Origin of the sequence: Desulfonatronum zhilinae (genome assembly GCF_900182865.1) — a bacterium.
Taxonomy (GTDB): domain Bacteria; phylum Desulfobacterota; class Desulfovibrionia; order Desulfovibrionales; family Desulfonatronaceae; genus Desulfonatronum; species Desulfonatronum lacustre.
On sequence record NZ_FXUJ01000002.1, the window covers coordinates 183,616 to 210,267 of the forward strand.

The 26,652-nt window shown below is 61.2% G+C and carries 22 protein-coding genes and 3 tRNA genes; 9 read left to right on the forward strand and 16 right to left on the reverse strand.

Annotated features, from left to right (window positions below):
* Positions 1–103 precede the first annotated feature (103 nt).
* Positions 104–496: a PAAR-like domain-containing protein gene (locus AC559A_RS03230; RefSeq protein WP_498816212.1), complete on the forward strand. Its 393-nt coding sequence runs from the start codon at positions 104–106 to the stop codon at positions 494–496.
* Here AC559A_RS03230 and AC559A_RS03235 read toward each other — a convergent pair whose 3' ends face one another.
* From AC559A_RS03235 to AC559A_RS03250, 4 genes are all read right to left on the reverse strand, one after another.
* Positions 497–1,633, reverse strand: coding sequence for a DUF1786 domain-containing protein (locus AC559A_RS03235; protein WP_498816213.1), 1,137 nt, complete (start codon positions 1,631–1,633; stop codon positions 497–499).
* A complete protein-coding gene (clpB, locus tag AC559A_RS03240) occupies positions 1,626–4,232 on the reverse strand; it encodes an ATP-dependent chaperone ClpB (RefSeq protein WP_498816214.1) in 2,607 nt (868 codons plus the stop codon). The genes AC559A_RS03235 and clpB overlap by 8 nt, the downstream gene beginning before the upstream one ends.
* Before the next feature lie 66 nt (positions 4,233–4,298).
* Positions 4,299–4,616, reverse strand: a complete 318-nt coding sequence (locus AC559A_RS03245) for a chaperone modulator CbpM (protein ID WP_028572493.1) — start codon at positions 4,614–4,616, stop codon at positions 4,299–4,301.
* 24 nt (positions 4,617–4,640) lie between these two features.
* A complete protein-coding gene (locus AC559A_RS03250; protein ID WP_498816216.1) occupies positions 4,641–5,639 on the reverse strand; it encodes a DnaJ C-terminal domain-containing protein in 999 nt (332 codons plus the stop codon).
* A 250-nt stretch (positions 5,640–5,889) separates the two neighbouring features.
* Between AC559A_RS03250 and AC559A_RS03255 the strand changes: the two genes are divergently transcribed.
* The 3 genes from AC559A_RS03255 (at position 5,890) to AC559A_RS03265 (ending at position 7,459) form a co-directional block, all read left to right on the forward strand.
* Positions 5,890–6,591, forward strand: coding sequence for a zinc dependent phospholipase C family protein (locus AC559A_RS03255; RefSeq protein WP_498816217.1), 702 nt, complete (start codon positions 5,890–5,892; stop codon positions 6,589–6,591).
* Positions 6,592–6,795: 204 nt separating this feature from the next.
* Positions 6,796–7,026, forward strand: coding sequence for a hypothetical protein (locus AC559A_RS03260; protein ID WP_028572490.1), 231 nt, complete (start codon positions 6,796–6,798; stop codon positions 7,024–7,026).
* Positions 7,016–7,459 carry a PIN domain-containing protein gene (locus tag AC559A_RS03265; RefSeq protein ID WP_498816219.1) on the forward strand — a complete coding sequence of 148 codons (444 nt, stop codon included), beginning with the start codon at positions 7,016–7,018 and terminating at the stop codon, positions 7,457–7,459. Before AC559A_RS03260 ends, AC559A_RS03265 begins: the two co-directional genes overlap by 11 nt.
* A 102-nt stretch (positions 7,460–7,561) precedes the next feature.
* Here AC559A_RS03265 and AC559A_RS03270 read toward each other — a convergent pair whose 3' ends face one another.
* From AC559A_RS03270 to murA, 8 genes are all read right to left on the reverse strand, one after another.
* Positions 7,562–8,110, reverse strand: coding sequence for a type I restriction enzyme HsdR N-terminal domain-containing protein (locus AC559A_RS03270; RefSeq protein WP_498816220.1), 549 nt, complete (start codon positions 8,108–8,110; stop codon positions 7,562–7,564).
* A 185-nt stretch (positions 8,111–8,295) separates the two neighbouring features.
* Positions 8,296–8,372 (reverse strand) — tRNA-Pro (locus AC559A_RS03275).
* A gap of 81 nt (positions 8,373–8,453) precedes the next feature.
* Positions 8,454–9,866 (reverse strand): RtcB family protein, encoded by a 1,413-nt coding sequence (locus tag AC559A_RS03280; protein ID WP_498816222.1) that lies wholly within the window; start codon positions 9,864–9,866, stop codon positions 8,454–8,456.
* 187 nt (positions 9,867–10,053) lie between these two features.
* A complete protein-coding gene (gene mutL / locus AC559A_RS03285) occupies positions 10,054–12,024 on the reverse strand; it encodes a DNA mismatch repair endonuclease MutL (RefSeq protein WP_498816223.1) in 1,971 nt (656 codons plus the stop codon).
* A gap of 42 nt (positions 12,025–12,066) precedes the next feature.
* Complete coding sequence (locus tag AC559A_RS03290) at positions 12,067–12,945, reverse strand: patatin-like phospholipase family protein (RefSeq protein WP_498816225.1); 879 nt, start codon at positions 12,943–12,945, stop codon at positions 12,067–12,069.
* A 19-nt stretch (positions 12,946–12,964) separates the two neighbouring features.
* Entirely contained in the window at positions 12,965–13,498 is a 534-nt protein-coding gene (locus AC559A_RS03295; protein ID WP_498816226.1) for a hypothetical protein, read from the reverse strand.
* Positions 13,499–13,696: 198 nt separating this feature from the next.
* Positions 13,697–13,773: transfer RNA gene (locus AC559A_RS03300), tRNA-Arg, on the reverse strand.
* Positions 13,774–13,841: 68 nt separating this feature from the next.
* Positions 13,842–15,095 (reverse strand): UDP-N-acetylglucosamine 1-carboxyvinyltransferase, encoded by a 1,254-nt coding sequence (murA, locus tag AC559A_RS03305; RefSeq protein WP_028572484.1) that lies wholly within the window; start codon positions 15,093–15,095, stop codon positions 13,842–13,844.
* Positions 15,096–15,423: 328 nt separating this feature from the next.
* Between murA and AC559A_RS03310 the strand changes: the two genes are divergently transcribed.
* From AC559A_RS03310 to AC559A_RS03325, 4 genes are all read left to right on the forward strand, one after another.
* A tRNA-His gene (locus AC559A_RS03310) sits at positions 15,424–15,499 on the forward strand.
* 223 nt (positions 15,500–15,722) lie between these two features.
* Positions 15,723–17,030 (forward strand): adenosylhomocysteinase, encoded by a 1,308-nt coding sequence (gene ahcY / locus AC559A_RS03315; RefSeq protein WP_498816228.1) that lies wholly within the window; start codon positions 15,723–15,725, stop codon positions 17,028–17,030.
* Positions 17,030–17,611 (forward strand): 5-formyltetrahydrofolate cyclo-ligase, encoded by a 582-nt coding sequence (locus AC559A_RS03320; protein ID WP_498816230.1) that lies wholly within the window; start codon positions 17,030–17,032, stop codon positions 17,609–17,611. The genes ahcY and AC559A_RS03320 overlap by 1 nt, the downstream gene beginning before the upstream one ends.
* Positions 17,608–18,378, forward strand: coding sequence for a purine nucleoside phosphorylase YfiH/LACC1 family protein (locus AC559A_RS03325; RefSeq protein ID WP_498816231.1), 771 nt, complete (start codon positions 17,608–17,610; stop codon positions 18,376–18,378). The genes AC559A_RS03320 and AC559A_RS03325 overlap by 4 nt, the downstream gene beginning before the upstream one ends.
* 61 nt (positions 18,379–18,439) lie before the next feature.
* Here the strand turns inward: AC559A_RS03325 and AC559A_RS03330 are convergent, their stop codons facing one another.
* From AC559A_RS03330 to rplM, 4 genes are all read right to left on the reverse strand, one after another.
* On the reverse strand, positions 18,440–20,641 hold the full coding sequence (locus AC559A_RS03330) for a transglutaminase TgpA family protein (protein ID WP_498816232.1): 2,202 nt from the start codon (positions 20,639–20,641) through the stop codon (positions 18,440–18,442).
* Positions 20,638–21,603: a DUF58 domain-containing protein gene (locus tag AC559A_RS03335; protein WP_498816234.1), complete on the reverse strand. Its 966-nt coding sequence runs from the start codon at positions 21,601–21,603 to the stop codon at positions 20,638–20,640. Before AC559A_RS03335 ends, AC559A_RS03330 begins: the two co-directional genes overlap by 4 nt.
* A gap of 407 nt (positions 21,604–22,010) precedes the next feature.
* A complete protein-coding gene (gene rpsI, locus AC559A_RS03340) occupies positions 22,011–22,403 on the reverse strand; it encodes a 30S ribosomal protein S9 (RefSeq protein ID WP_028572480.1) in 393 nt (130 codons plus the stop codon).
* Between the two features lie 12 nt (positions 22,404–22,415).
* A complete protein-coding gene (gene rplM / locus AC559A_RS03345) occupies positions 22,416–22,844 on the reverse strand; it encodes a 50S ribosomal protein L13 (protein ID WP_028572479.1) in 429 nt (142 codons plus the stop codon).
* Positions 22,845–23,259: 415 nt separating this feature from the next.
* Between rplM and AC559A_RS03350 the strand changes: the two genes are divergently transcribed.
* Positions 23,260–26,643, forward strand: coding sequence for a PAS domain S-box protein (locus AC559A_RS03350; RefSeq protein ID WP_498816236.1), 3,384 nt, complete (start codon positions 23,260–23,262; stop codon positions 26,641–26,643).
* Positions 26,644–26,652 lie beyond the last annotated feature (9 nt).

The following is a 26,652-nucleotide window of genomic DNA, read 5'->3' on the forward strand; positions in this document are numbered from 1 at the left end:
TCATCACCTTGATATCGCCCGTGCTGAACGTGGCCGAGCACCGAATCGGAAGGATGCGTCAGTTTTGCATTGTTGCACTGGAATTCATAACCACGGAGCGCTGATGTTTGCCGTAACCACCAACGCCGGTCGGATCGGCGGAGATTTGGATGTTTGTGGGACGCCTTCGGCAGCGGGGACCACCCCGGAAGTCTATGCCAACACCGTGTCCCCGGCCCAGGGAAAGCCCAAGGCCCAAAAGCTGTTGGTGGCCGGGATGCCGGCCTTGCACCGGAACTCGTCCTGCGGGCCGAGCGCGGGGAATGAACAAGGGGTCGCCGGGGGAGTGATTTCCGGGGAGGTCAAGGGGTCGGCTTCGTTCAGCACGGGCAGCGCCAAGGTGATGATCGAGGGCAGTCCGGCCGTGCGCCTGAACGACGCCGCGGTGCTCAACGGCGGCAATGGAGTAGGGCGGGTGTTGGAACCCAGTCAGGGCAAGGTGATGATCCTGTCCTGATCAGCGGCCCTGGCGCGTGAACTCCCAGCCTTGCAGCAACCCGAAACACCCGGCCAGCATCATGTCCCCGCCCGGGGCGAGGAACACGGCTCCGGTGTCCCGGAGCAGGGCGCGGCGGGGGCCGAGGACGTAGGTGGGGGCGAAGGCTCCGGCTTGCGGCGGCAGGTCCAGGGTCAGGCAGCCGTGGCCGTACTGGTCCATGACCTGCTGGTGGGTCAGCAGGCCTTGGCGGAACAGGTCCAGGTCGGCCAGGACGTCATCCCGGCTCCGGTTGGAATGCTGCTCGTAGACGCCCAGGATTTGGTCCTGGAAAAGCAGAAAGCCCAGGACATGGCTGTTGCCCACATTGACCACGCAGGCGCCTTCAGTTTTCTGGCGCTCTCGGACCTCGGGCTCGAAGAGCGCGCCCAGAACCGCGGCGGCGCCGGTGTCCGCCACCAGCCCGGCGCCAATGCGGGCTTTCAGGGTGCGCAGACGGGTCAGCTGCACGGGCGGGTCGGCGAAGACCAGGGCTTCGGGCCGCCCCTGGGCCTGAAGCAGGAAGTCGCGCCAAAGCTGGAATCTTCCGACGCGATTGCTGGAATCCGGGTGGTAGCCGTGATCCTGAGCCGCGGCCAGGATCAGGTCCGGGTAGTCCAGCCCGGCGGCGGCCAGGAAAGTCCGCCAGAAGCCTGGATCAAAGTCGGCCAAGTGCAACGGGACGTGGCCGGGCGGGCAGGTTTCGGTCAGGTCGACGCCCAGGGCCCGGACCCGATCCGGATTGTCCCCCAGGGAAAAAGCCGCCTCCGGATGGGCGGCCAGGGGCAGGCCCTGCTCCAGATGGGCCTTGGCGGTCCGGAAGAAGCCGCCGCCCATGTTGTCCCCGTAGAGCCAGACGGCCCGCCGGGCCGCGGTCAGGGCCGCGATCCGACCGGCCACAACCCGGGCCGGGGAGGGCAGCACGAACTTGGGGCAGTTCTCCGGTTGCTCGTCGGGGATGTGCAGCAATACATCCTGGGTCCCGCTGCCGATGTCCAGACACAGAACCGAGCGCGGCCCCTCTTCAAACTCCCGCGCTGCGCACTCCTTCCGGCTCCCCCCTTCCGACTCCTGACTCCTGACTCCTGAATTCTGAATTCTTCCCGTCACCTCACCCATTGTCCAACACCAACCCGTCGTCGCCCACGTCGATGCGAATCTTCTGGCCGTCCAGAATCTTGCCGGAGATGATCGCCTTGGCCAGAGGAGTTTCCAGCCGGGCCTGGAGATAGCGCCGCAAGGGTCGGGCCCCGTAGATCGGGTCGTAGGCCTCCCGGGCGATGAATTCCCGGGCCTGGTCGGTCAGCTCCAGCTCGATCTTGCGATCCGCCAGGCGACCGCGCAGACTTTGGAGCAGCAGGTCGATGATCTGCTTGATCTGTTCCAGGAGCAACGGCTTGAACAGGACCACCTCGTCCACCCGGTTCAGGAACTCGGGCCGGAAATGGGAGCGCAACGTGCTCATGACCTGCTCCCGTGTGCCGGGCCGCAGCTCGCCCTCGGGGGTGATGCCTTCCAGCAGGTACTGGGAGCCCAGGTTGGAGGTCATGATGATGATCGTGTTCTTGAAGTCCACGGTCCGACCCTGGCTGTCGGTCAGCCGTCCGTCGTCCAGGATCTGCAGCAGGGCGTTGAACACGTCCTGGTGGGCCTTTTCCACCTCGTCGAAGAGGACCACGCTGTAGGGCTTGCGGCGCACGGCCTCGGTGAGCTGGCCGCCCTCGTCGTAGCCGATGTATCCGGGGGGCGCGCCGATGAGTCGGGCCACGGTGTGCTTTTCCATGTACTCGGACATGTCCAGGCGGACCATGTTCTCCTCGGTGTCGAACAGGGCCTGGGCCAGGGTCTTGCACAGCTCGGTCTTGCCCACGCCGGTGGGGCCGAGGAAGATGAACGAGCCGATGGGCCGGTTGGGGTCCTTCAGCCCGGCCCGGGCCCGGAGCACCGCGTCGGCCACGGCTGTCACCGCCTCGTCCTGGCCCACCACCCGTTCGTGCAGGGTGTCGCCCAGGCGGAGCAGCTTTTCCCGCTCCCCTTCCAGCAGGCGCGAAACCTGAATCCCGGTCCAGCGGGAGACGATCTCGGCCACGTCGTCGGGGCCGACTTCTTCCTTGACCATCCGTGCCCCGCCGGAATCCGCGGTCATCTTGTCGTCCTGATCGGTGAGCATCTTTTCCAGTTGGGCCAGTTTTCCGTAGCGTAATTCAGCCACCCGGTTCAGATCATAGGCCCGTTCGGCCTCCTCAATTTCCAGGCGGACTTTTTCAATCGTTTCCTTGACGTTGCGCAGCTCGTCGATGGTCTGCTTTTCCTTTTCCCACTGGGCCAGCAGGGTCCCCTGGGATTCCTTGAGATCGGCCAGTTCCTTTTCCAGCTTTTCCAGGCGGTCCCGGGAGCTTTCGTCCGTTTCCCGTTTCAGGGCTTCGCGCTCGATTTCCAGTTGGAGCACCTTGCGGTTGATCTCATCCAGTTCCGAGGGCAGGGAGTCGATTTCCGTGCGCAGCATGGCACCGGCCTCGTCGATCAGATCAATGGCCTTGTCCGGAAGCTGGCGGTCCGTGATGTAGCGGTGGGAGAGCACCGCGGCCTCGACAATGGCACTGTCGTTGATCCGCACCCCATGGTGCACCTCGAAGCGTTCCCGCAGACCGCGCAGGATGGAGATGGTGTCCTCCACGCTGGGTTCCTCCACAAGCACGGGCTGGAAGCGGCGCTCCAGGGCCGGGTCCTTCTCGATGTGTTTGCGGTACTCGTCCAGGGTGGTGGCCCCGATGCAGTGCAGTTCGCCCCGGGCCAGCATGGGCTTGAGCAGGTTGCCGGCGTCCATGGCCCCCTCGGCCTTGCCCGCGCCCACAATGGTGTGAATTTCGTCGATGAACAGCAGAATCCGGCCCTCGGACTGCTGGACTTCCTTGAGCACGGCCTTGAGTCGTTCCTCGAACTCGCCGCGGTACTTGGCCCCGGCGATGAGCGCGCCCATGTCCAGGGAGAAGACGGTCTTGTTCTTGAGGCCCTCGGGCACGTCCTGCTTCAGGATGCGCTGGGCCAGACCTTCCACGATGGCCGTCTTGCCCACCCCGGCTTCGCCCACCAGGACCGGATTGTTCTTGGTTCGTCGGGACAGGACGCGGATGCAGCGGCGGATTTCCTGGTCCCGACCGATGACCGGGTCCAGCTTGCCCTTGCGGGCCTCCTCCACCAGGTCGCGACCGTATTTCTGCAGGGCCTCGTAGGTGTCTTCCGGATTGGCCGAGGTGACCCGCTGGTTGCCGCGGACTTCGGTGAGCACGGCCAGGATGCGGTCCGGGGTCAGGCTGAACTGCTTGTTCACCCGCCCGGCGGCCGTGGAGGAGGGCTCCTCCAGGATGGCCAGCAGGACGTGCTCCACGCTGACGTATTCGTCCTGCATCTTCTTGGCCTGATCCTGGGCCTTGAGCAGGACGCCGTTCAGACGCGGGGTCACCACCACCTGGCCGGGCTGGGCTCCGGGACCGCTGATCTTGGGCAGCTTGCCGATCTCACTTTCCAGGGCCTGCACGTAATTTTGCGGCTTGACCCCGGCCCGATCCAACAGGCGAGGCGCCAAGCCGTTTTCCTGGTTGACCAGGGCCAGGAGCAGATGCTCCACGTCGATTTGCTGATGTCCGAAACGGATGGCCGCGGCTTGGGCTTCGGCCAGGGCTTCCTGGGATTTTTGGGTGAATTTGTTCATGTCCATATGCGGGTCCTCCTTGGAGGTGGAATGGAACGTATGGGAGTTATGGGATTGATGGGGGCATGGGGGCTACAGCAAGCGGCGCAGATCCCGGACCTGCAGTTCCAGGTCCTCAATGCGTTCCAGCAGGTCGATAATGATCGTCCCGGCCAGGGCCGGAAGTTCGAAGTCGGTGCAGATTCGCTCCAGCTTGCTGACCTTGTACACGTCCCGGGGGTGGAACAGGTAGCAGTCCTCCTGGGTCCTGTTGGGGCAGAGCCAGCCCAGTTCCACCAGCTCGCCCAGTCTGGTCGGGTGGATTCCGGTCAACTCAATGAACCGGGACCAAATCACCAGTTCCGATGTCGCGGGCAGTTCCTCGTTCAGTATTTTGATGCTTAGTGCCATGGATTTTTGCTCCCTGTGAACTGATCAGTCGTCATGTCGGGGCTGAAACGTGGACGTCCGGGCCAGTTGCTCCCACAATTCGCGCTCCTGGTCGCTGGGTTTTTCAGGGACCGTGATCATCACGCGGATCAGTTGGTCGCCTTGCTGGTCGCCCTTGCCCAGGCCCTTGCCGCGCAGGCGCAGTTTTTTTCCGCTGCCGGTCCCGGCGGGGATGTTCATTTCCACGGCCCCGGCCAGGGTTGGAACCCGGACCTTGGTCCCCAGGGCAGCTTCCCAGGGTGCCAGGGGCAGGTCGTAGACAATGGAGTTGCCCTCAAGTTTGAACTTGGGGTGCGGGGCGATCTTGATCTTCAGATACAGATCCCCGTTGGGACCGCCGCGCATTCCCGGCGAACCTTGCCCGGCCAGCCGAATCCGGGAACCGTTCTTGATTCCGGCCGGGATGTTCACCTGCAAGGACTTGGTTTCCATGTGCGGCATCCCGTCCGGACCGATCACCTGCTCCTGAAAGGAAATGGCTCTGGCGCCGCCGGAAAAAGCGTCCTCCAGGGGCAGCTCCATGCCGACCTCCACGTCCCGACCTTTGGTCTGCCGGGGACCGAACCCGCCGGAACCGAAGGGGTCGCCCTGATAGCTTTGTTCTCCGCGAAACTGGCCCCCGAAGATGGTCTCGAAAAAGTCGCTGAACCCGCCGAAACCGCCCTCGAATTGCGGACCTCCAGAGGGACCGCCTGACGAGTACGAACGGAAGCGGCTGGAATCGAAGCCCGGCGGCGGCTGGAAATTCTGGCCGTGCTGCCAGTTTGGGCCCAGGGAATCGTACAATTTTCTCTTCTCCGGATCCTTGAGCACTTCATAGGCTTCGTTGAGTTCCTTGAATTTTTTCTCCGCATCGGCGTTGTCCGGATTCAGGTCCGGATGATATTTCCGGGCCATTTTTTTGAAGGCCTTGGAAAGCTCGTCCTGGGACGCGGTCTTGGAAACGCCCAGAAGTTGGTAATAGTCTTTGAAAGAAACACTCATGGTCGATTATTCTCCTTGCGCAAGAATCAAAGTGGCAAGATGTGGAAATGAATGCCTAAGATAGGAAGAAAATGTTTTCTGTCAAGTTTTTGACTTAAAATGGTTCAGGAGACACCCTGGACTTTGCATGAAACGAGTATACTTGATGCGCTGCACGAGAAAAAGTGGGCGCAAAAAATATCGCGTCTTGCGGTCTCGGGCGGGTTCGGCTAGAGAACCCGGATTCAACTTCAGAGGAAACCGAATCTTCATGCTCATCAAATGTCTGCTCGTCCTTATCGGACTGCTCGTCGTTCCTTCCACGGCCTGGGCCTGGGGCCCACTGACCCACATCTACGTGGCTAGCGAACTCTTCGCCTACGCCTCGATCATCCCAAGCGCAATATTTGGGCTCATGACGAAATATCGTCAAGACTTTTTATACGGAAATCTGATGGCGGACATGATTTTGGGCAAGAGCTATCTGCCCGAGGACAAGAGCCCGCACAGCTGGACTACGGGGAAGCGGTTTCTGGATCAGGCCCAGAACGACTCGGAAAAGGCCTTTGCCTACGGCTACCTCTGTCACTTGGCCGCCGATACCGTGGCCCACGGGATTCTGGTGGAAGAGCAGCAGGATCAGTCCCATGCTTGGCTGGAGATGCAGGCCGACGCCATGATTCACCGTGCCTACTGGTTGCAGTCCGTGAGCTTCAGCCGGGCCGTGCAGCGGCGCAACGACCGTTTTCTGGAAAGCTCCCTGGACAGCTATATCTTTTCGTTCAAAACCAACCGAAAAATCTACAAAAGCCTCGTCTTCCTCTCTCTGCTCAACGTCCGCCGCAAGATTCGGGTGGACCAGGAGTACATCCTCGAACTTCATGACAATTCCCTGGCCAGAATGATCAGTCTGCTCCGAGACGGCGAAAAATCCCTGGTGCTCCAGGAAAATCCCATGGCCGTCAAGCACTGATCGGCCGTCCCTTTCCTTCCGTTTCTTCAGGCCCGTCGCCTTTTTCCGCCTTTCCAAAAAGCCCGCGCTCCAAATGGGGCGGATGATCAGCGATCAGTCCGCCCCCGGTCTTATTTTTAATGAGTGTCAGGACGTGCCTTGTCTTCTCATTGTTTCACGTGTTATGCGTGTGGCACGAATTTACGTGAAAAATGGGGGTTGCTGATGAAACAGAATATTACGCTGGCCCTGGAAAAAGATCTGTTGTCTGAATTGAGAGTCCTTGCCGCCCGGAAATCCATGTCCATCAGCGGGATGCTCAGCAGCCAACTCAGGGAAATCGTGGAGCAGGAAAAGCAATACGAACAGTGCAAAAACAGGGCGCTGGCCTCCCTGCGCCAAGGCTACCATTTTGGCGGACGTCCTGCTTCAAGGGAAGATCTCCATGCCCGGTAAGCGGTTCCTGGACACCAACATCCTGATCTACGCCCACGACCTGGACGCGGGGCGGCGTCATGCCGTGGCCGCCTCGCTTGTAGCGGAACTTTGGGATACCGGACAGGGTGTACTCAGTATCCAGGTCTTGCAGGAGTTCTATGTCAACATCACCAGGAAAATCCCGCAGCCCTTGACGCCTTCCATTGCTCGCGGCCTCATTGAAAACTACTGCGCTTGGGAAGTCATGACACCGGAAGTCCAGGACGTGCTCCGCGCATCCGAGGTTCAAGAAAGAAACAGCCTCTCGTTCTGGGATGCCATGATCATCGTTTCCGCTTCCAAGTCCGGAGCCGATATCGTCATCAGCGAAGATCTCAATGCCGGGCAATCCATTGAAGGAGTACTCGTTTACAATCCGTTCTTCGGCCAACAAGACATGATCACCCCGTAATCCAGCCAATGGGCGGGTCTTTGGCTGAATTACGGCAGGATTCGGCCTAAATTCGATCTTCAGCTTCCTGTCCCGGCCTCAAATCTCTGGCGCAAAGACGTCTCAGGAGGGGCATTCCTGGCCGCAACAGCCTTCCAGAAAACCACTGTACATATAGAAGACTCGCTGTTCCCGGGCCAGGCGGGTCGGGTCCAGTTGAGGGGCCGGGTGCTGGGCGAGGAGGTCTTGCAGTTCCTCCCAGGAGGGAATGGCGGTGAAGCCGCTGGCCAGGACCTTGCCGCTGGCGGCGCTCAGGAGTCTGGCGTCCTTGCTGTCCGTGACGATGACCAGGGGTGCGGGAGCTTCGGGCAGCAGCCTGGCGGCGTACACCGCTTCCCGCGTGTAGGTCTCGGGGGTGCCGGAGCAGAAGAGCAGAGCGAGGGCCGGATCGCCGTGCTCGTTGCGAACGAGGATGTCCACATTGCGGGAAAAGGGGTTGCCGTCCACCAGGAACTGGATGGGAACTCTGGGGGACAGATTGGCCTTGGGGTAGCCTTTTTCCTCCACCAGCAGCCGGGCCAATCCCTGGCGCAGGTCTTCGTAGGTGGTCAGTTCCAATTCTTCTCCGGTGAGATAGTCTTGAATACTTTGGCCGAGGCTTACTTCATGCACGGAGTGCTCCTTATTTGAGTGTTGAAAAAGTCCTTTGACAGTCCCTTCAAAAAACAAGTGTTAAGGAGCAAGAAAAGAGAGGTCAACTCATCCACCAGGGTACTATTTGGTAAGCCAGCTCTAAAAGTGGCAGGAATTTAACGCAAAAAAGGGTTACGGTTTGCACCGTAACCCTTTGAAATTTCTGGTCGGGATGAGAGGATTTGAACCTCCGACCCCCTGAACCCCATTCAGGTGCGCTCCCAGTCTGCGCTACATCCCGTCAAAGAAAGTATCTTTACGCCATACTTCCTTGAACTGTCAATCAGCGGTGACAAAAAAAGCTTGTACCGAAACGGATTCCTCAGCCCTTGAGGCAGGCCAGGGGAGCAAGGCGGGCGACTTTGGCGGTCAGGCCGGCCTGGGCCGTGGCTTCGACCACCTGATGGATGTCTTTGTAGGCCGCGGGGGATTCTTCGGCCAGGCCCTTGAGGTGGTTGGTCCGGATCAGGATGCCCTGGGAGGCCAGGGAGTCCAGAACGTCCCGGCCTTTGGCCAGCTTCAGGGCCTGAGACCGGCTCAGGGCCCGGCCCGCCCCGTGGCAGGTGGAGGCAAAGGTGGTCCGGCTGGTTTCCCGACCGACCAGAATATAGGATGCCGTGCCCATGCTTCCGCCCACCAGCACGGGTTGGCCGATGGTCTGAAACGGTGGCGGGACTTGGGAATCGCCGGGGCCAAAGGCTCGGGTGGCGCCCTTGCGGTGCACGAACAAGCTTTTCGTGGCTGCCTGGACCGGGTGGCGTTCCTTGCGGCAGGTGTTGTGGTTGATCTCGAACAGCGTGCGCAAGACGGCCTGGGGAAGAACCCGGGCAAAGGCGTCCCGGATCAGGTGGACGATCATCTGGCGGTTGGCCATGGCGTAGTTGGCGCCGCAGGCCATGGCCGAGAAATAGCGTTCGCCTTCCGGGGAACGGATCGGGGCGGAAACCAGCTCTTTCTCCGGCACGGGGATGCCGTACTTGCGGGCCGCCTGGCCCAGGACACGGATAAAATCCGTGCCGATCTGGTGCCCCAGCCCCCGGGAGCCGCAGTGCACGGAGAGCAGCACATCGCCCGGGGCCACGCCGAGGACCTGGGCCGCGTTCGGTTCCAAGACCTCCTCCACGACCTGGATTTCCAGGTAGTGATTCCCTGCGCCCAGGGTGCCGAGCTGACGTTTTTCGCGTTGGCGGGCAGCGACGGAGACCTGATCCGGGTCCGCGCCGGGCATGGTCCCTCCGTCTTCCAGCCGCTCCAGCTCCCCTTGTTCTCCGTATCCCCGGCTCACCGCCCACCGGGCCCCTTGGGTCAACACTCGGTCCAACTCGCGGGCCGTGAGGGACATGTCGCCCCCCTTGCCCACTCCGGCGGGGACCAGAAGCTGCAACGCATGCAGCAATGCCTCCAGGTGCGACTGGATCCCATCCCGGTGCATGCCCGTATGCAGAACCCGGACCCCGCAGGCAATGTCGTAGCCCACTCCCCCCATGCAGATCACCCCGTCCTGGTCCGGGTCAAAGGCCGCCACGCCGCCGATGGGAAACCCGAACCCGCTGTGGGCGTCCGGCATGGCCAGGGCCGCCTCGACAATGCCGGGCAGGGCGGCCACGTTGGCCAATTGCCGGGCCACGGTCTCGTCCATGTCCGCGACCAGGGCGCGGTCACCGACGATCCGGGCCGGAACGCGCATCGGCCCGCTTCGCGGCAGCTCCCACACCCAGGGGGAAATTCGGGTCAATGATTTGAGGTCCATTGTCATATACCGATTCTACTTCGGCAATGCGTTATTCGCTTGAAAAAATACAGTTATCGGGGTCGGTGTCGGGATCGGGATCGATACTGTTTGTTCGCCAACAATCCGAATTCGACCCCGATTCCGATGCCGATACCGAGACCGAAAGAGAAGCTTTGAATTTGAAATGGTATTACCCCTTGCGCTTGAACAGCTTCTCCAGTTCATTGGCCCCCAGACGGACCGTAATGGGGCGTCCATGCGGGCAAAAAGAGCGGTCCGGGCAAGTCAGCCAGGCGTCCAAGAGGTGCAACGCTTCTGAGCGATCCAGCTTTTGGCCGGCGGTGATGGCGCTCTTGCAGGCCATCAGGTGCCAGATCGGCTCCAGCTTTTGGGAAAGGGAGAGGGCCGCTTCCGTCTTCAGATTCGCTTCTTGTCCTTGGCCCTGGTCGCGGCCTAAATCAAGGTCAACGGGCTGGTCGTTGAGCAGATCCAGGAGGAATTCCTTGGCCGCGCCGGTGGCCATATGTTCGGGCAGACCGCGAACAAGCAGCAGGCCGGGCCGGGGATTCTCCAAGCGAAACCCGATTTCCGGCAAGGTCGTCCAGAGCTGTTCCAAAGATTCCTGCTGAGCCGGGTGCAGGGACAGTTCCAGGGAGACCAGCAGGTCACGGGGCACAGGACGGGCGGAATGACGCAAGCGCTGAAATAGAACCCGCTCATGGGCCGCGTGCTGGTCCACCAGCAGCAGGCCTTCGGCCGTGGCCAGAACCAGATAGGTGTTCAGCACCTGCCCCAGATAGTGAACATCCCCCGGGGCGGATTCGGTCGAGTCAGGTGTTTTGGAGATCGGATCAGGGGGGGCGGGCTGAAAAAACGGACCAGCCGTTTCTCCGTTGCCACCCGCTGTTTCCACTGACGCGACCGGGAATGAGGAAGGCCGGGAGTCCGCGGGAAAAAGTCGCTGGTATTCGCGGAGGGTGGAAAACTTGGGACGATTACCCGGGCGCGGATCGTCCGGATAGGCGGTTTCCTGGGTGGGTGGTCTTCCTGGGGAGAAAGGGTCGTGTTGGACTCTCGCGAGACCATCAGCGAGGCAGCCAGGGGAATTCCCTCCTTCAAGCGGCTCGGTGGAGGCGGGGCCCAAGGAGAAGGTTTTGGGTTCGGAGCGTTCCAGAGCCTGGGACACGGCGGCCCGGACCAGGGAAAAAATTCCCTGCTGGTCGCGGAACCGGACCTCGGACTTGGCCGGGTGGACGTTGACGTCCACCTCTTCCGGAGGAATCTCCAGGAACAGGGCCGTCTGGGGATACTCCCTTGACAACAGCCGCCCCTGGTAGGCGTCCCGGACCGCGCGCAGCAGGAGCTTGTCCTGCACCGGACGCTGGTTGACGTACAGCAGCATCCGGTCCGCCTGGCCCTGGGCCGTACCGGGCGCGCCGACCATTCCGCGCAGACCCTGTCCGTCGCGAACCAGGTCCACTTCCAACAGGCTGTCCGTGACCGCGGGCGGCCAGATCGCGGCCAGGCGCTGCCGGAGATCCCCCGTGGGCGGCAAATTCAACGCCGCCCGCCCACCTACCGTATAGTCGAAATGCACCCCGAGATGGGCCAGGGCCAACCGGCAAAAGATGTCCTGGCAGCGCTTGCCCTCGGTGGTGGTGGTCTTGAGGAATTTCAGCCTGGCCGGGACATTGACGAACAGATCCCGGACCTCCACCCGGGTACCTTCGGGCAGGGCGGCCGGACCGTTGCCGACGATGCGCCCGGCGTCCACGTCGATGAATGTGGCTGTTTCGTCCCCCCTGGCCAGGGAGGTCAGACGCAGGCGAGAGACCGAAGCGATGCTGGGCAGGGCCTCGCCCCGAAATCCAAAGCTGTGCAGGGAGAACAGGTCTTCGCTGCTCAGGATTTTGCTGGTGGCGTGCCGGGTCACGGCCAGTTCCAACTGGTCCGGCGCGATGCCGAACCCGTCGTCCTGGACCTGGATCAGCCCCTGACCGCCGCGATCCACCACGACCTGAATCCGTGTCGCGCCGGCATCCAGGCTGTTTTCCAGAAGCTCTTTAAGCACGCTGGCCGGACGCTCCACCACTTCGCCGGCGGCGATCTGGTTTTGCAGTTCCGGGGGCAGGATACGAATGGACGGATTGTGTTCAGGCATATGTCGGTGTGGCGCGTGGTTGGTCCGCTTTGTTCTCGGGGGTCATCCGATCTGAACAGGACATTCCAAATCGTGAAGAAAGGCGCGGGCCGCCCGGGCTCCGGCGTTCGAACAGGCCGGGCCCTTGAAAAAATCCAGCAGGCGAAAGTCGCGCAGTTCCGGCTGGATCAGGAAGTCGGGCGGCTCTTTTTCCAGGCGCATCAGGTTCACGGTCCGCTGCATGATGTACATGCTGTGGATCAGCACGGAAATCAGACCGGGCTTGCGGTCCGTGGCGGAATCGGCCGAGCAACCTCCGGTTTCGAGGACATGGGCGTTGAGGTCCACGGCCATCACCACCTCGGCCCCCATCCCGCGGCAGATGTTGACCGGCAAAGGGTTGATCAGCCCTCCGTCCAGCAGGAGCCGGTCTCCGACCCTGCCCGGAGTGAACATGCCCGGCAGGGCGATGCTGGCCCGCACGGCCGGGATGATCGGGCCGGAGGTGATGACCACTTCCTCGCCGGATGTCGCGTCCGTGGCGTTGACGGCCAGTGGGGGATCGCACTCCTCCAGGTTCTTGACGCGCAGGAAGCCGGCAAGAAACTCCAGAATCTTGTCCCCGTCCATCAGCCCGCACTTCAGCAAAACGGGGTCGATCATGCGCAGCAGGTCCAGCCGTTGCAGCGTCAGGGCCCGGTCCACGAATCGCGGCCAATCCCCGCCGGCGTAGGCCGCGCCGATGAACGCGCCGATGCTTGAGCCGGCAAGACAAGCCGGACGCAACTCAGCCCGAATCAGCTCCTGAAGAAATCCGATATGGGCGAACCCTCGGGCTGCTCCTCCGCCCAGGACCAGACCCAGTCCGGCGGAACGCAGGTCGTCTAAATTGCATGGGGCGCGTGGGGTGCGCGGAGGGGAAGAAGCGGAGTCTCCGGTCATGAAACGCGCTCTTTTCGGATCAACTGTTCTGATCGCGAAAGCCTTCGCGGATCACGCGGTGTTCGCCGGTCTCGGTGTCCAGATCGTAGATGTTGAAGTTGGTGCGCATGTCCAGCCCTTCGTAATGCACCGCGAAATTCAACGAGGCCGACCCTTCCGGGCCGCTGGTGATCCGATGGAACACGAAACGCGGCCAGACCAGCATGGCCGGTCCGTTGAACAGCACCGCGCCGTCCTGCAGAATTTGGGTCGGCGTTACGGTGAAGCTGCGCATCCCATGATCCTGGATGTATATGTCCACATGCCGGGTCCCGTACAAAACGATCAGGTTGTCGTCCTGAGAAAGATGCATGTACCAGGGCCGGGCCACCTCTCCCACCGGACCGGGAGAAACCGCGCTCCGAGCGTGCAGCACCCGGTCGATGGCGTCGATCCGGGGCAGGAATTCCATGGGCACGTTGTCAAAGGAAACTCCTGGGGTTTTCCGGAGTTGCTTCAGCGGAATGATGCGATAAAAGTTTGGAATTTCGGAGAAAATGGGGGAAGCGGCCATGGCCTCTCCTTATGGGTTTGAATGGAGTCTGGAGACAGGCGGCGAAAGGATGCTTCGTCCCCAACCGCTTGCGCGTCGATCCGAATCGGTACTTGCAAACCGTTTGGACGGTCAAGATGTCTAGCCGTGCGTTGTGGCCGGGATGCAGTCGCCGCAAAAAAGCCACCGTCGTGACGACGGTGGCTTTTAAGAAAAATATGGTGCTCCCGGTAGGATTCGAACCTGCGGCCTATCGCTTAGGAGGCGATCGCTCTATCCACCTGAGCTACGGGAGCGGAACCTGATTTCCTAACGCCCGAGGAACACGACGTCAAGACGTTGCGAACGTGGGCGCGGGATAAGCTTACTGGGCCACGCGACGAATTCGTGCCCCTACCTGGGACAGTTTGGCTTCCAGATCCTCGTAGCCTCGGTCCAGGTGATAGATCCGGCGGACTTCCGTGGTGCCCTTGGCCGCGAGACCGGCCAGGACCAGGGAGGCGCTGGCCCGCAGGTCCGAGGCCATGACCGGGGCCCCGATGTAGTGGTCCACGCCCCGGACCAGGGCGTTCTGGCCGGAGACCTTGATCCGCGCACCCATCCGGACCAATTCCTGAACGTGCATGAAACGGTTCTCGAAGATGGTTTCCTTGATCGTGCCCGAACCCTCGGCCAAGCCCATTAGGGTCATAATCTGGGCCTGCATGTCCGTGGGAAAGCCGGGAAAAGGCTGGGTCATCACGTCCACTCCCACCAGATCGGCCCCGCGCTTGGCCAGGACGCCGGTCTTGCCTTCCTGGAGCCAGACCCCCATTTCCCGCAGCTTGTAGACCACGGCGTCCAGGTCGGCCATGGAGCAGTTCTCCAGATAGAGTTCTCCGTCCGTGATCACCGCAGCCACCAGGAAGGTTCCGGCTTCGATCCGGTCCGGCATGACGCTGAATTCGGCACCGGTAAGCCGTTCCACCCCCTGGACGCGGATGATGCTGGTGCCTTGGCCCTGGATCTTCGCGCCACAGGCGTTCAGGAAATCGGCCAGGTTGGTCACCTCGGGCTCCCGGGCCGCGTTTTCCAGGATGGTTTCGCCTTCGGCCAGGCTGGCGGCCATGAGCAGGTTTTCCGTACCCCCCACCGTGGGGAAATCGAAATGAATGTGCGCTCCCTTGAGCCGGTCGCAGCGGCCGATGATGTTTCCGGCCTCCAGGTCGAAGGTGGCGCCCATTCGCTCCAGGCCGCGCAGGTGCAGGTCCACTGGTCGGGAGCCGATGGCGCAGCCGCCGGGCAGGGCCACCACGGCCTTGCCCAGGCGGGCCAGCAGCGGCCCCAGGCAGAGCACCGAGGCACGCATGGTCCGTACCAATTCGTACGGAGCCTCGGGAATCAGATTCTCCCCCACGCAGGTGACCACGGTCTCGCCGTTCTGCTCTGCCTCGCAGCCCAGAAGGCGCAGCAGTTGGAGGGTCGTGGCGATGTCCTTGAGCTTGGGAACGTTGCGCAGGCGGATCGGGCCCTCGGCCAGGATGCAGGCCAGTAAAATGGGCAGGGCCGCGTTTTTCGACCCACTGATCCGTATTCGCCCATGCAGGGGGACGTTCCCTTCGATGATCAGTTTATCCAAAATATCCTCCGGAGTATTCTTTATGGTTAAGGTATGGGGTGTGACGACAGGACAGATTTGTTCTCGCACTACGGGCGCACTGAATCGGTATCGAAATCGAAATCGTGATCGAAATCGATTTCTGGTAACTTTCCGATTTCGATAGCGATTTCGATAGCGATTTCGATTCCGATGATTGCTGGCCCACCCTGGGGGTTCCCTTTGAACATACTGCAACCTACCGCTCTGAAATTATAGAAATTTTGCAGAGAACAAAATGGCCCTGGGTGTGACGACGCATCCCCTTGACGAGAAGACGATGTTTCGCTTAAAAGTCATCTTTTACACGGTGGGTGTAGCTCAGTAGGTAGAGCACCTGGTTGTGGCCCAGGCGGCCGCGCGTTCAAGTCGCGTCATCCACCCCATGCAATTCAAGGGGTCAATCCGGACACGGGTTGACCCCTTTTGCTTGCCCGCGCTTGACCCGTGGGGGGATATAGGTTTTTCTCGTTTTTTTCAAACACGACCGTCCCGCCCGATCCGGCCCAAGCTCGATCAAGCCAGGCCAGGCTCAAACGGTCCCGATGGGGCCCGCCCCTTGTTTCATCTTCATTTTTCTTATTCGCCGAACGCAAAGGAGTACGACCGATGACCAGAATTCCTGATACCACCACGGACTACAAGGTTCGCGACATGTCCCTGGCCCAATGGGGCCGCCAGGAGATCGAAATCGCGGAAACCGAGATGCCCGGCCTGATGGCCCTGCGCAAGGAGTTCGGACCGTCCAAGCCCCTGACGGGCGCGCGCATCGCCGGCTGCCTGCACATGACCATCCAGACCGCGGTGCTCATCGAAACCCTGATCCACCTGGGCGCCGAGGTCCGGTGGAGTTCCTGCAACATCTTCTCCACCCAGGACCATGCCGCCGCGGCCATCGCCGCCGCCGGGATTCCGGTCTTTGCCTGGAAGGGCGAGACCGAGGAGGAATACTGGTGGTGCGTGGATCAGACCATCCAGGGCCCGGACGGCTGGACCCCGAACATGCTCCTGGACGACGGCGGCGACCTGACCCAGGTGCTGCATGAGAAACGCCCGGAACTGATGGAGGGCGTGCGCGGCCTGTCCGAGGAGACCACCACCGGCGTGCACCGGCTCTACCAGATGGAAAAAGCAGGCACCTTGATGTGCCCGGCCTTCAACGTCAACGACTCCGTGACCAAGAGCAAGTTCGACAACCTCTACGGTTGCCGGGAGTCCTTGGCCGACGGGATCAAGCGGGCCACGGACGTGATGGTGGCCGGCAAGGTCGTGGTGGTGGCCGGATACGGGGACGTGGGCAAGGGCTGCGCCCAGGCCATGCGCGGCCTGGGGGCCCGGGTGCTGATCACGGAGGTCGACCCGATCATCGCCCTGCAGGCGGCCATGGAAGGCTACCAGGTGCTGACCATGGAAGAGGCCGCGCCGCTCGGCGACATCTTCGTCACGGCCACGGGCTGCCGGGACGTGGTCACCCGGGCGCACATGGACGTGATGAAGGACCAGGCCATCGTCTGCAACATCGGTCACTTCGACCTGGAAATCGATGTGGCCGGAATCCGCGAACTGAACTGGATCAACATCAAGCCCCAGGTGGATCACATCGTTTTCCCGGACGGCAAGCGGATCATCCTCCTGGCCGAGGGACGGCTGGTCAACCTGGGCTGCGCCACGGGCCACCCTTCCTTCGTGATGTCCGCCTCCTTCACCAACCAGGTCATCGCCCAGATTGAGCTGTGGGCCAACCCCGGCAAGTACGAAAACAAGGTCTACGTCCTGCCCAAGCTGCTGGACGAAAAGGTGGCCCGGCTGCATCTGGGCAAGCTGGGCGTGGGCCTGACCACCCTGACCACGGCCCAGGCCGAATATCTGGGCGTATCCCAGGACGGCCCCTACAAGCCGGAATACTATCGCTACTAATGGACAAGGCCGCGTTGCGCCGCGGGTTGCGGGTCCGGCGCGAGGCGTCGGCCGCGGACCCGGCGGTCCACGAGCGGATTCTCCAACAGGTTCGCGGCCTGCCCGAATGGGCCCGGATACTCGGCGGGGCGCGGACCGTCCTGGTCTATCTGCCCCTGCCGGGCGAAGTGGACACGTGGCCGCTGATCCGGGAACTTTGGGGCCGGGGTGTGCGCACCCTGGCCCCATGCTGTTGCCCGGAGCGCTTCGGGGAAATGGATTTCCTGGAATTTCGGTCCAAAGACGAACTGCTGCCCGGCCGCTACGACATCCTTGAGCCGGACCGCCGGGTTTGCACCCAGTGTGCTCCGCACGACGCGGACGCCGTGCTGGTCCCGGCCCTGGCCTTTGACCGCGATGGATTCCGGCTGGGCTTTGGCGGCGGCTACTATGACCGCCTGCTCTCCCGGCTCGATCCACACATCCTGACCATCGGCCCGACCTTCCACGACACCCTGCTGGACCACCTGCCCCGGGAAGCCCACGACCAGCCCGTACGCGTGGTCTGCACGGAGCGGGAAACCATCCGCCCCCCGCGATGACCATCATCCCCTTTTCCTTTCCCGGCCTGCCGAACATCCAGGCGGCCTTCACCACCCGGCTGGGCGGCGTGAGCCAAGGGCCCTACGCCGAGGCCAATTTCTCCCTTGAAGTGGGGGACGAGGACGCCAGGGTCCTGGCCAACCGTCAGATTCTGCAACGTAGGCTGGACTTCGGCCACTGGTTCGAGACCAGGCAGGTCCACGGCGTGGAAATGATCATCGAACCAGGCCCGCCAAGTGCGGGAACGGATGCGGGAACGAGTGATGACGCCGTCTCCCCGCGCCCCACCCTGGAGGCCGACGGCTCGGCCACGTCCCGCCCCGGTCTGGCCCTGATCGTGAAAACCGCGGACTGCCAGCCCATCCTCCTGGCCCATCGGGGCGGACGGCACGTGGCGGCCCTGCACTGCGGTTGGCGCGGCAACCGCCAGGGCTTCCCCCAAAAAGGCGTAGCCGCGTTTTGCCGGGCCTACAACCTTCGTCCCGAAGACGTTCTGGCCGTGCGCGGCCCCAGTCTGGGACCCGGCGCCAGTGAGTTCGTCAACTTTGAATTGGAATGGGGCGACGCATTCCTCGACTACTTCGACTCCGAAGCCAAAACCGTGGACCTCTGGCGGCTGACCCGGGATCAACTCCTGGCCGCCGGCCTCCGCCCGGCCCACGTCTTCGGCCTGGACCTCTGCACCGCCGGCCTGCCTGAAACCTTCTTCTCCTACCGCCGCGACAAGACAACCGGCCGTCAGGTCGGATTGATCCGGATCGCCTGATCCAGTGCCGTCAGGTAGCACGGCAGGGCGCATATTCCGACCTCATCTCTCGCGGTTCTGGTCAGTTCGGCTTGGGGTGAAATGCGCGAACCGTCCGGATCAATTCGTCCTGTTGGGCCTTGAGAGAGGCCGTGTCCGGGGCAAGCGACGGGGACGCCCCGTAGCGCAATCGGATGTAGCCCTCGCTGACGGCCATGATTGATTCGGCCAGGTCCGGGCGCAGCCCGGCGGCTCGAAGGGCGTAATCTCTTGGCCCTTCCTGAGGAAAGCGGGGGATGCCGATTTTGGCCAGACGGCGGCAGAACCTGGCGTAGGTTGTGTCCAGGACGTCCTCGGGCGGGCGTGAGCGGAGCAGGATCAAACCGTAGACCAGGGCCGCGGCGACAAAGCTCAGGCTCAGGGCCAGGGCCAGATGGCCGAGGCGTTCCAGACGGGTCGTTCCGGCCAGGCCGAAACGCTCCAGGAAACGGCGCTGCCGCTCGAAGCCGAAATCCAGGACCCATTGATTCCAGACCGTATTGGCCGCGTCCCAGCCCTGGGTCAGGCCGCGCCAGGCGCTGATCACCCACCCCATTTCCCGGCTGGAAAGCACTCTGGGCATGTCGATATTCGGCACCAGGGCCCCGGCACCCACGTCGATCCGTTCCGGTGCGAGCACCGTGGTCGGATCCACACGGGTCCAGCCGGTTTCCTCCAACCAGACTTCGCTCCAGGCGTGGGCGTGATACTGCCGGATCACGAAGTAGTCTCCCAAGGGATTGCGGTCCCCGCCCTGATAGCCGACGACCACCCGGGCCGGGATGCCGGCGGCGCGCATCAGGAAGGTGAAGGCCGATGCATAGTGCTCGCAATACCCGCTCCGGGTCCGGAACAGAAAGTCGTCCACGGCCTCCTCGCGCAGCAAGGGCGGACGCAGGGTGTAGTCAAAGGTCTCGTCGCGGAAGAAATCCAAGGCTCGGTCCACCACGGTCCGCTCGTCCATGGCCGTCGTGGCCCAACTTCGTGCGAGTTCCCTGGCCCTCTCGTTGCCGGAGGGCGGAAGCTCCAGGGCACGAAGATGCTCTCCCGACGTCGGGGCGTCCGTCTCGAATTCCAGGGCCGCCTGGAGCTGAAACCGGGCGCGGCGACGCAGTTCTTCACGAACTTCCAGACGAAAGTCCGAAGCCGGTTCGAGTTCCCCAGCCGTGAGCCCCTGAGGGGCTGGAAGAGACGCCGGAGTCGCTGGGAGTGACGTGTCCGGGCCCGTGGCAGGCATCGTGCCAGGGGGCGTATCGGGGGGCGTCTCGGGCAAGGCGTCCGCCCATGTGCCACGTTGCCTTCCCTGGTTGCCTTGCAGCGGCATTTCCAGGACCGGAAGCCACCGCTGGCCATGGGCTTCCATGGTCAGGACGTATTCCACGGGCTCGCTCAGGGGCCGGACCTGCCACTGTCCGGACTCCCGGCCGGATTTCCGCCCGGATTCTCGGTCGGATTCTCGGTCGGATTCGCCGACCCGCCACGTCCGCCCGTCCGTTTCCCAGAGCACCAGGGCTCGCCAATACATCCGGCCGACCGCCGGCGGTTGATCGTCAAAGGCGACCCGGAAGACCACTTCCGAGGATTGCAGCAGTTCGCTGATGTCTCCCGGGCTCATGGTGTCGCTGAGCCCGGTCAGCCCGGTTCGCGGGGTCTGGAACAGGCCCCAAAGTGAGCCGGGCAGGCGGGGAAAGAGCACGAACAGGATCAGCATTACCGGCAGGGCCTGGAGCAGCAGGACGCTTGCCTGGCGCAGCCGAAATCGCGGATCGGTCTGGCTGGCCGGGTGGGCGACGCCAACCAGGGCCGCCGTGGCGATCAGCACGACCAAAATCATGTATCCCGCCACCAGCAGGCTTTGGCTGTGCAGAAACTGGAGCAGCACCAGCAGGTACGTCATGAACAGAATCTGGATCTGATCCCGGCGTCCCTTGGCCTCAAAGGGCTTCAGGGCCAGCAGGAGCAGGAGCAGGGCCGTACCGGGTTCCGGCCCCAGCAAGTAGCCGAAGCTGAAGTAGACGCCGCCGACGCAGCCCAGAGTCAAGGCGAACCGGATCATTCTGGACGGCGTCAATCCTGGGCGTTGCAAGGTGGAGAGCCACAGGGTCCATAAGCCGACGCAGGTCAATCCGATCCACGCCGGATATCTGGCGAAATGCGGCAACGCGGCCAGGAAGGCCGGCCCGAGAATCCAAACCCAGGGGCCGAGGGGATCACGCAGGAGGGTTCGCGAGGCACGGATCATCATCGCCGGACCTCGTCGACTGGCTCTGAATCAGGCATGGCGAACAGCGCCAGGGCCGTCAGGCAGGCGTGCATCTGGCGCGGTCCGTTGCCCACGGGGATGCGTTGGCCGGGAATCCGCAGACTGTAGCCCTGCCCAGCGGCCTCCGCGTCCAGCACCAGACGGCAGAGCAGGGACAGCTTGGCCTCGGTCTCCTCGCCGGGCAGGGCGTTCCAGTCCAGCACGATATCCTCCTGACGGGCGTCGTCGGCGAACTCCTTGGATACCAGCTCCGTGCCCCTGGCTACGGCCTTCCAGGCGATCCGACGCAAGGGGTCGCCCATCTGATATGCACGCAAGCCATGGTATTCCTCGCCTTCCAGGGTGTTTCCCGCCCGTGGACGGTCCTCGCCTTGGTCCAGGGAAGCGCTTTGTTGATCAAAGACGGAAGCCCTCGGATTCGGGGCCGGGTACACCACGCAGCGCAATGGCAGGGCGACCCAGGACCAGGCCCGGAACAGGCCCAGGGGAAAAACCGTGGCGACAACGATCCGCTTTGGCCGCAATGCTCCTCGGGTGGCTGCGGGCAAGGACGGAAGAAATATCTGCTCTTCGGCGGCGGGGACGTCTTTGAGTGGTCCGGTATCGACCCGGGCCCAACCGACCTGAATCCCGTGACGCGGCCACCGGCTCGGGTTGGTGACCGCGACCGGAAATTCCGCTCGGCCGCCCGCAAAAACCGGCGATGCCGCACCGTGGCTGATCAGCAGCCCGGAGAGACCGCGATGGGTGTGAAAAATACCGACCAGGGCGATGCCGGTCAGCAGGAAAGTCAGGAGATAGCCCGGCGGATTGTTGTAGTTGATGGAGATCAGCAGCAGGACGACCAGCAGGATGAAAAAGGTCGTTCCGGTTTTGGTGGGCAGAATGTAGATGCGGTTGGTCCCCAGCCGTACTGGGAGGTGGTCACTCCGTCTGTTTTTCATGGAGGGTCGTGTGGCATTTTGTTTTATCCTCCCTGGAAGGGAGAAATCGTAGAGCCGGTGGTTTTAACCACCGGGTTTGGGCATAGAATTGGCTTGAGTTCTGAAAGGACGATATTTTATGCCGAGAAAGTAAAAAAATGTGCAACTACTCAGCACAGAGAGTAATTCTGCTGCCGGGGTCGGAATCGGAATCGGAATCGGGATCGGAATCGGGATCGAAAACGCTGGGATGCGTTCTAAATTCTTCATGTTTCGATTCCGACTCCGATAGCGAAGCGCCGACCCCGATACCGATTGCCGGAGCAAGAGCGGACACAAAATGTACTGAGTAGTTACAGGCAGAAAACAAAAAAGGCGGACCTCTCTGGAGAGATCCGCCTGAAAAGCAATGTCGAAAAGGGCGGATATTACCGCTTGGAGTACTGGAACCGGGCTCGGGCGGAACGCAGGCCGTATTTTTTGCGTTCCTTGATCCGGGCGTCCCGGGTCAGCAGGCCGGCGCGCTTCAGGGTCGGCCGCAGTTCTAAGTCAAAGGCCAGCAGGGCGCGGGAAATGCCGTGGCGCAGGGCCTCGGCCTGTCCGGCAACGCCGCCGCCGTCCACGGTGGCCTTGATGTCGAACTTGCCCAGGGTTTTGGTCAGGTTCAAGGGCTGGCGCACGATCATCCGCAGAGTGGCCCGAGGAAAGTATTCGTCAAAGGGCCGATTGTTCACCAGAATCTGTCCGCTTCCGGGATAGATGCGGGTCCTGGCAACGGCGGATTTCCGGCGTCCGGTTCCGTAGAAGAATTCACTGCTCATGCGCGACCTCTCTTAAAAATCCAATTGTTTCGGCTGTTGTGCCGCATGGGGATGCTCGGTACCCGGGTATACCTTCAGCTTCTTGAGCAAGGCGCGTCCCAGGCGATTCTTGGGCAGCATGCCCTTGACCGCGTGCTGCAGGACGTGCTCAGGCTTTTTCTGAAGCATGGTCCGCAGCTTGGTCTGCTTCAGGCCGCCCATGTAGCCGGAATGGCGATTATACATCTTCTGATCCAGCTTGGCGCCCGTAACCTTGACCTTCTCAGCATTGACCACGACGATAAAATCACCGTTGTCCATATGCGGGACGAATTCAGGCTTATGTTTTCCACGCAGGCGCATGGCGATGGTGCTCGCCAGGCGGCCCAAAATCTTGTCTTCGGCGTCGACCACGTACCATTCGCGGTTCAGCTCCGCCGCTGTCGGGGAATATGTCTTCATGCGCTCCGTCTCCTCGTTCAGAACTGAAAGAGGAAGCCTATAAGCGGAGAGGGTGAAGTCTGTCAAGCCATGAGTCGAGAAAAACAAGCTCGGATTGGTTTGTCCGATTTTTCCCTCAGGTACAAAAACTGCTTAAAAAGCACATCCAATGTTGTTTCCTCACGGGGCATCTTTTGTTAGATTCTTCACAAAAACAAAAACAATGCGGATTGTCCGGTCACGGACGAGACAGGTGATGCACGTCATCCCGAAGAATACCAAGGAAACTCTAAGATGCCCCCCCCCCCCCCACACACACACACACAGTTCTGGACATGCCTGAAAACAAGTCGAAGCAAGACGAAAAAGCGTATAAAATCGAGAATTGTATCTTTCCGATGCGTTCAGAGTCGCGAATGGCGAGCCGGGAGGCAAGATGACCAAAGGCGGAAGTGTTGCCCAATCCTTTGGCAGCCGACTGAAGTACTTGCGCGTACTGAAAGGAATGACCCAGGCTGAACTGGCTGCTCGGGTCGGGTTGAGTGTGACGCATGTTGGCCGGGTCGAACGGGGCGAGGCCTTGCCCTCCTTCTCGCTGATCCAGGACTTGGCCCTGGCCCTGGAGACGCCGCCCTTGAATTTTTTTCTGCTCTTTGACCGTACTCCACCGACCTCGAACGCGATAATTCCTTCTCCGACAAACGAATCCCGGATGCCTTCGGGCAAACAGTTTTGCTTCATGGCCCGCCTGGCGACCTGGGTTATGGGCGGACCGAATTTGAAGCCTTTCTGGTCCGAGTCTTTGTACATCTTACTGGGATACGCCCCTTTTTCCGTCAAGCCGACGATCAAACGCTTCCTGCGGCATGTGCATCCGTCCCAGCAGGAAGCGACGGCTGGCTATTTGGAGATGGCGACTCAGAGACGGGCGGATTCCGGCATGTTGGTCGACATCGTGACCAGGCAGGACCAGGAGCGCAAGCTGATGCTTAATCCGGACACGTTTCGACCCAGTCCGGATGATCCGACGGCGACGCAACTGATCATTCAGGACGTCACGGATTGTGTGGTCTTGAACCAGGCCGTCGGGCTGCGCCAGGAAGAGCTGGAAGCTTATGTGGTTCGAAAGAATCAGGATCTTGCCGAGGTGGCGGAAAAGTACAAGCAGGAGGCGGAACAACGGAGACAGGCGGAGAAAGGACTGCGCATCTTCGAGCAGATGGTGGACAGTTCCCACGACGCCCAGGCGTTTGTCGACGCCGACGGGGTCATCGTTGCGGTCAACCGGGCACACGAAAAACTGTCGGGCATGTCCGCCGCCGACATTGAGGGCAGGCAGTGGGCCGAGTTCCTGATTGATTATTGGGGTCAGGAGTTTTTTGATCAGACGTTGAAATCCAGAATCGAGAAGGCGCTGCAACTCGGACAACCGGCTTTTTTTCAAGAATGGCGGACGTATCGGAATGGTAAACGAAAATACGTTCATGTAATCTACACCCCCTGCCACAAAAACGGAGACGTGGCCGGCGTGGTGGTCACGATCCATGACCTGACGTATTTCATGGAAATCCATGAGCGTCTCGAAGAGCGCGAACGTCTGCATCGTCAGATTTTGGAAACGGCCAATGAAGGCATCGTCATGGTGGATGAGGAGCAGCGGATCACCTTCGTCAACCAGAAGATTGAGGCCTTGTTTGGTTACACACCCGAGGAAGTAGTGGATACCTTCGCACTTGCATATTTTCATCCGGAAGATCTGGATAGAGCGGCTACCCAAGCAGCCAAGAATCGCGAAGGCAATCATGTTCGTCACCTTCTCCGGCTGATCCATAAGGATGGGCGCGCGATCTGGACCCTGCATTCCGCCACCCCTCTCCTCGACTCCAAGAAAAATTTCAGGGGTTCCCTGATTATGATAATGGACGTTACGGAGCTCAAAAACACGGAAGCGGCCCTTGAACGCAAAACCCTTGAACTGGAGAGCTTATTGGAGAATCTTCCCCTGGGAGTCGTCGCCTGGGACGGGGCGGGCAACCTCCTGAAGAGCAATAACGAATTTCACGAAATGACCGGCTATCCTCCGGGAAGGATTCGCACGCTTGAGGACTGGTTTCCCTTGGCCTATCCGGACGAAAAACAGCGAAAAGAGGTCATTGAAAACTGGAAACAGACGACACGGGAAGCTGCCGAGGCAATTCGGGAATACCCGGTGACCTGCGCGAACGGCATGGTCAAGCATGTCGAATTTCGGGGGAATTTTTTCGCAAACAATTGTTCGTTCATAACCATGGCCGACGTGACCCAGCGCAAGCTGGCCGAGCAGGCACGACTGGACAGCGAGGAACGCTTTCGGCTGCTGTTTCAGAACGCTCCCATGCCCTATCAGTCCCTGGACGAAAAGGGCAATTTCCTGGACATCAACCAAGCCTTTCTGGATGTGCTTGGCTACAGCCGAGAGGAACTCATCGGCAAGAATTTCAGTGACATTTTGCCTCCTGGCTGGAAAGACCATTTCAAGGAGAATTTTCCCAAATTCAAGGCGGTGGGCGAAATCCTGGGCGTTGAATTCGAGATGATCAAGCAGGACGGCTCGACCATTCTCGTCTTTTTCAACGGCAAGATTCAGAAAGACGGGCAGGGCCGGTTCCAAAGGACCCACTGCATCTTTCAGGACGTCAGCGAGCAGCGTCGAACCGAGCAGGCCTTGCGGGAAAGCCGGGAGGAATTCAAAACTCTTGCGGAAAAATGTCCAATTTCCATCATGCGCTTCGATCACCAGGGGCGGGTGACCTTTGTCAACGACTGGCACATGAACGTGTTTGCCCAGGGTAAGCTGGAGAAAAGCTTCTTTTTGGGCAAGCTCATCCATGAACTTCCGGGGCTGGTGAAGGCGGGAGTCGCCGGAGAAGCGGCTAAAATCCTCAAGGGAGAATGTATCGAGCTGGGAGAGGTCTTTTTTCCCGAATTCTCCGGGGGAGGCTGCGGTTGGGCAAGCATTCGAGGAGTGCCCCTCATTCACGAAGGCAAGGTCGCTGGAGGGATATTGATCCGGGAGGACATCTCCCAGCGCAAGTTGGCCGAGCAGGCTTTGGAAAAGAGCCGAGAGGAATTGAAGGCTCTTCTGGCGGACAAGGATAAATTTTTCTCCATCATCGCCCATGATCTCAGGTCTCCCTTGTCCGGCCTGCTGGGATTGGCCGAGATGATGGGCCGGGACGACGGCGGTCTGTCCCCGAAAGAGCTGCGGAATATCGCGAAGATCATGGGCAAGACCGTGGGCGATCTTTTCGCGTTGCTGGAGAATTTGTTGGACTGGTCACGGATGCAGCGAGGGTTGACGGCATTCGAGCCGGTCCCGTGCGTTTTGCGCGAGGTGATCGCCGCCAACATAGGGCTTCTCCGTCCGTGGGCCATCCAAAAAGAGGTCGTCCTGAGCAACACGGTGGCCTCGAAGTTGGTCGTTTCCGCGGACCAGGCCATGCTCAACACGGTGATCCGCAACCTGCTCTCCAATGCCCTCAAGTTCACGGAGCGTGGGGGAACGGTGAACATCCGCGCGGTGGAAGCGAATGCCGACGTCACCGTCGCTGTTCAAGATTCCGGTGTGGGCATGGACCGGGAAACCATGGAAGGCATTTTTTCCATGACCAGAAAGACGAGAAACCGCGGAACCGAAGGAGAGAGCGGCAGCGGTCTCGGGCTGTTGCTCTGCAAGGAATTCGTGGAGCGGCACGGCGGCCGGATCTGGGCTGAAAGCGCGCCTGGTCTCGGCTCGACCTTTTTCTTCACGCTTTCGCAAGACAAAATCAGGGAGGCATAGTTAGGGATT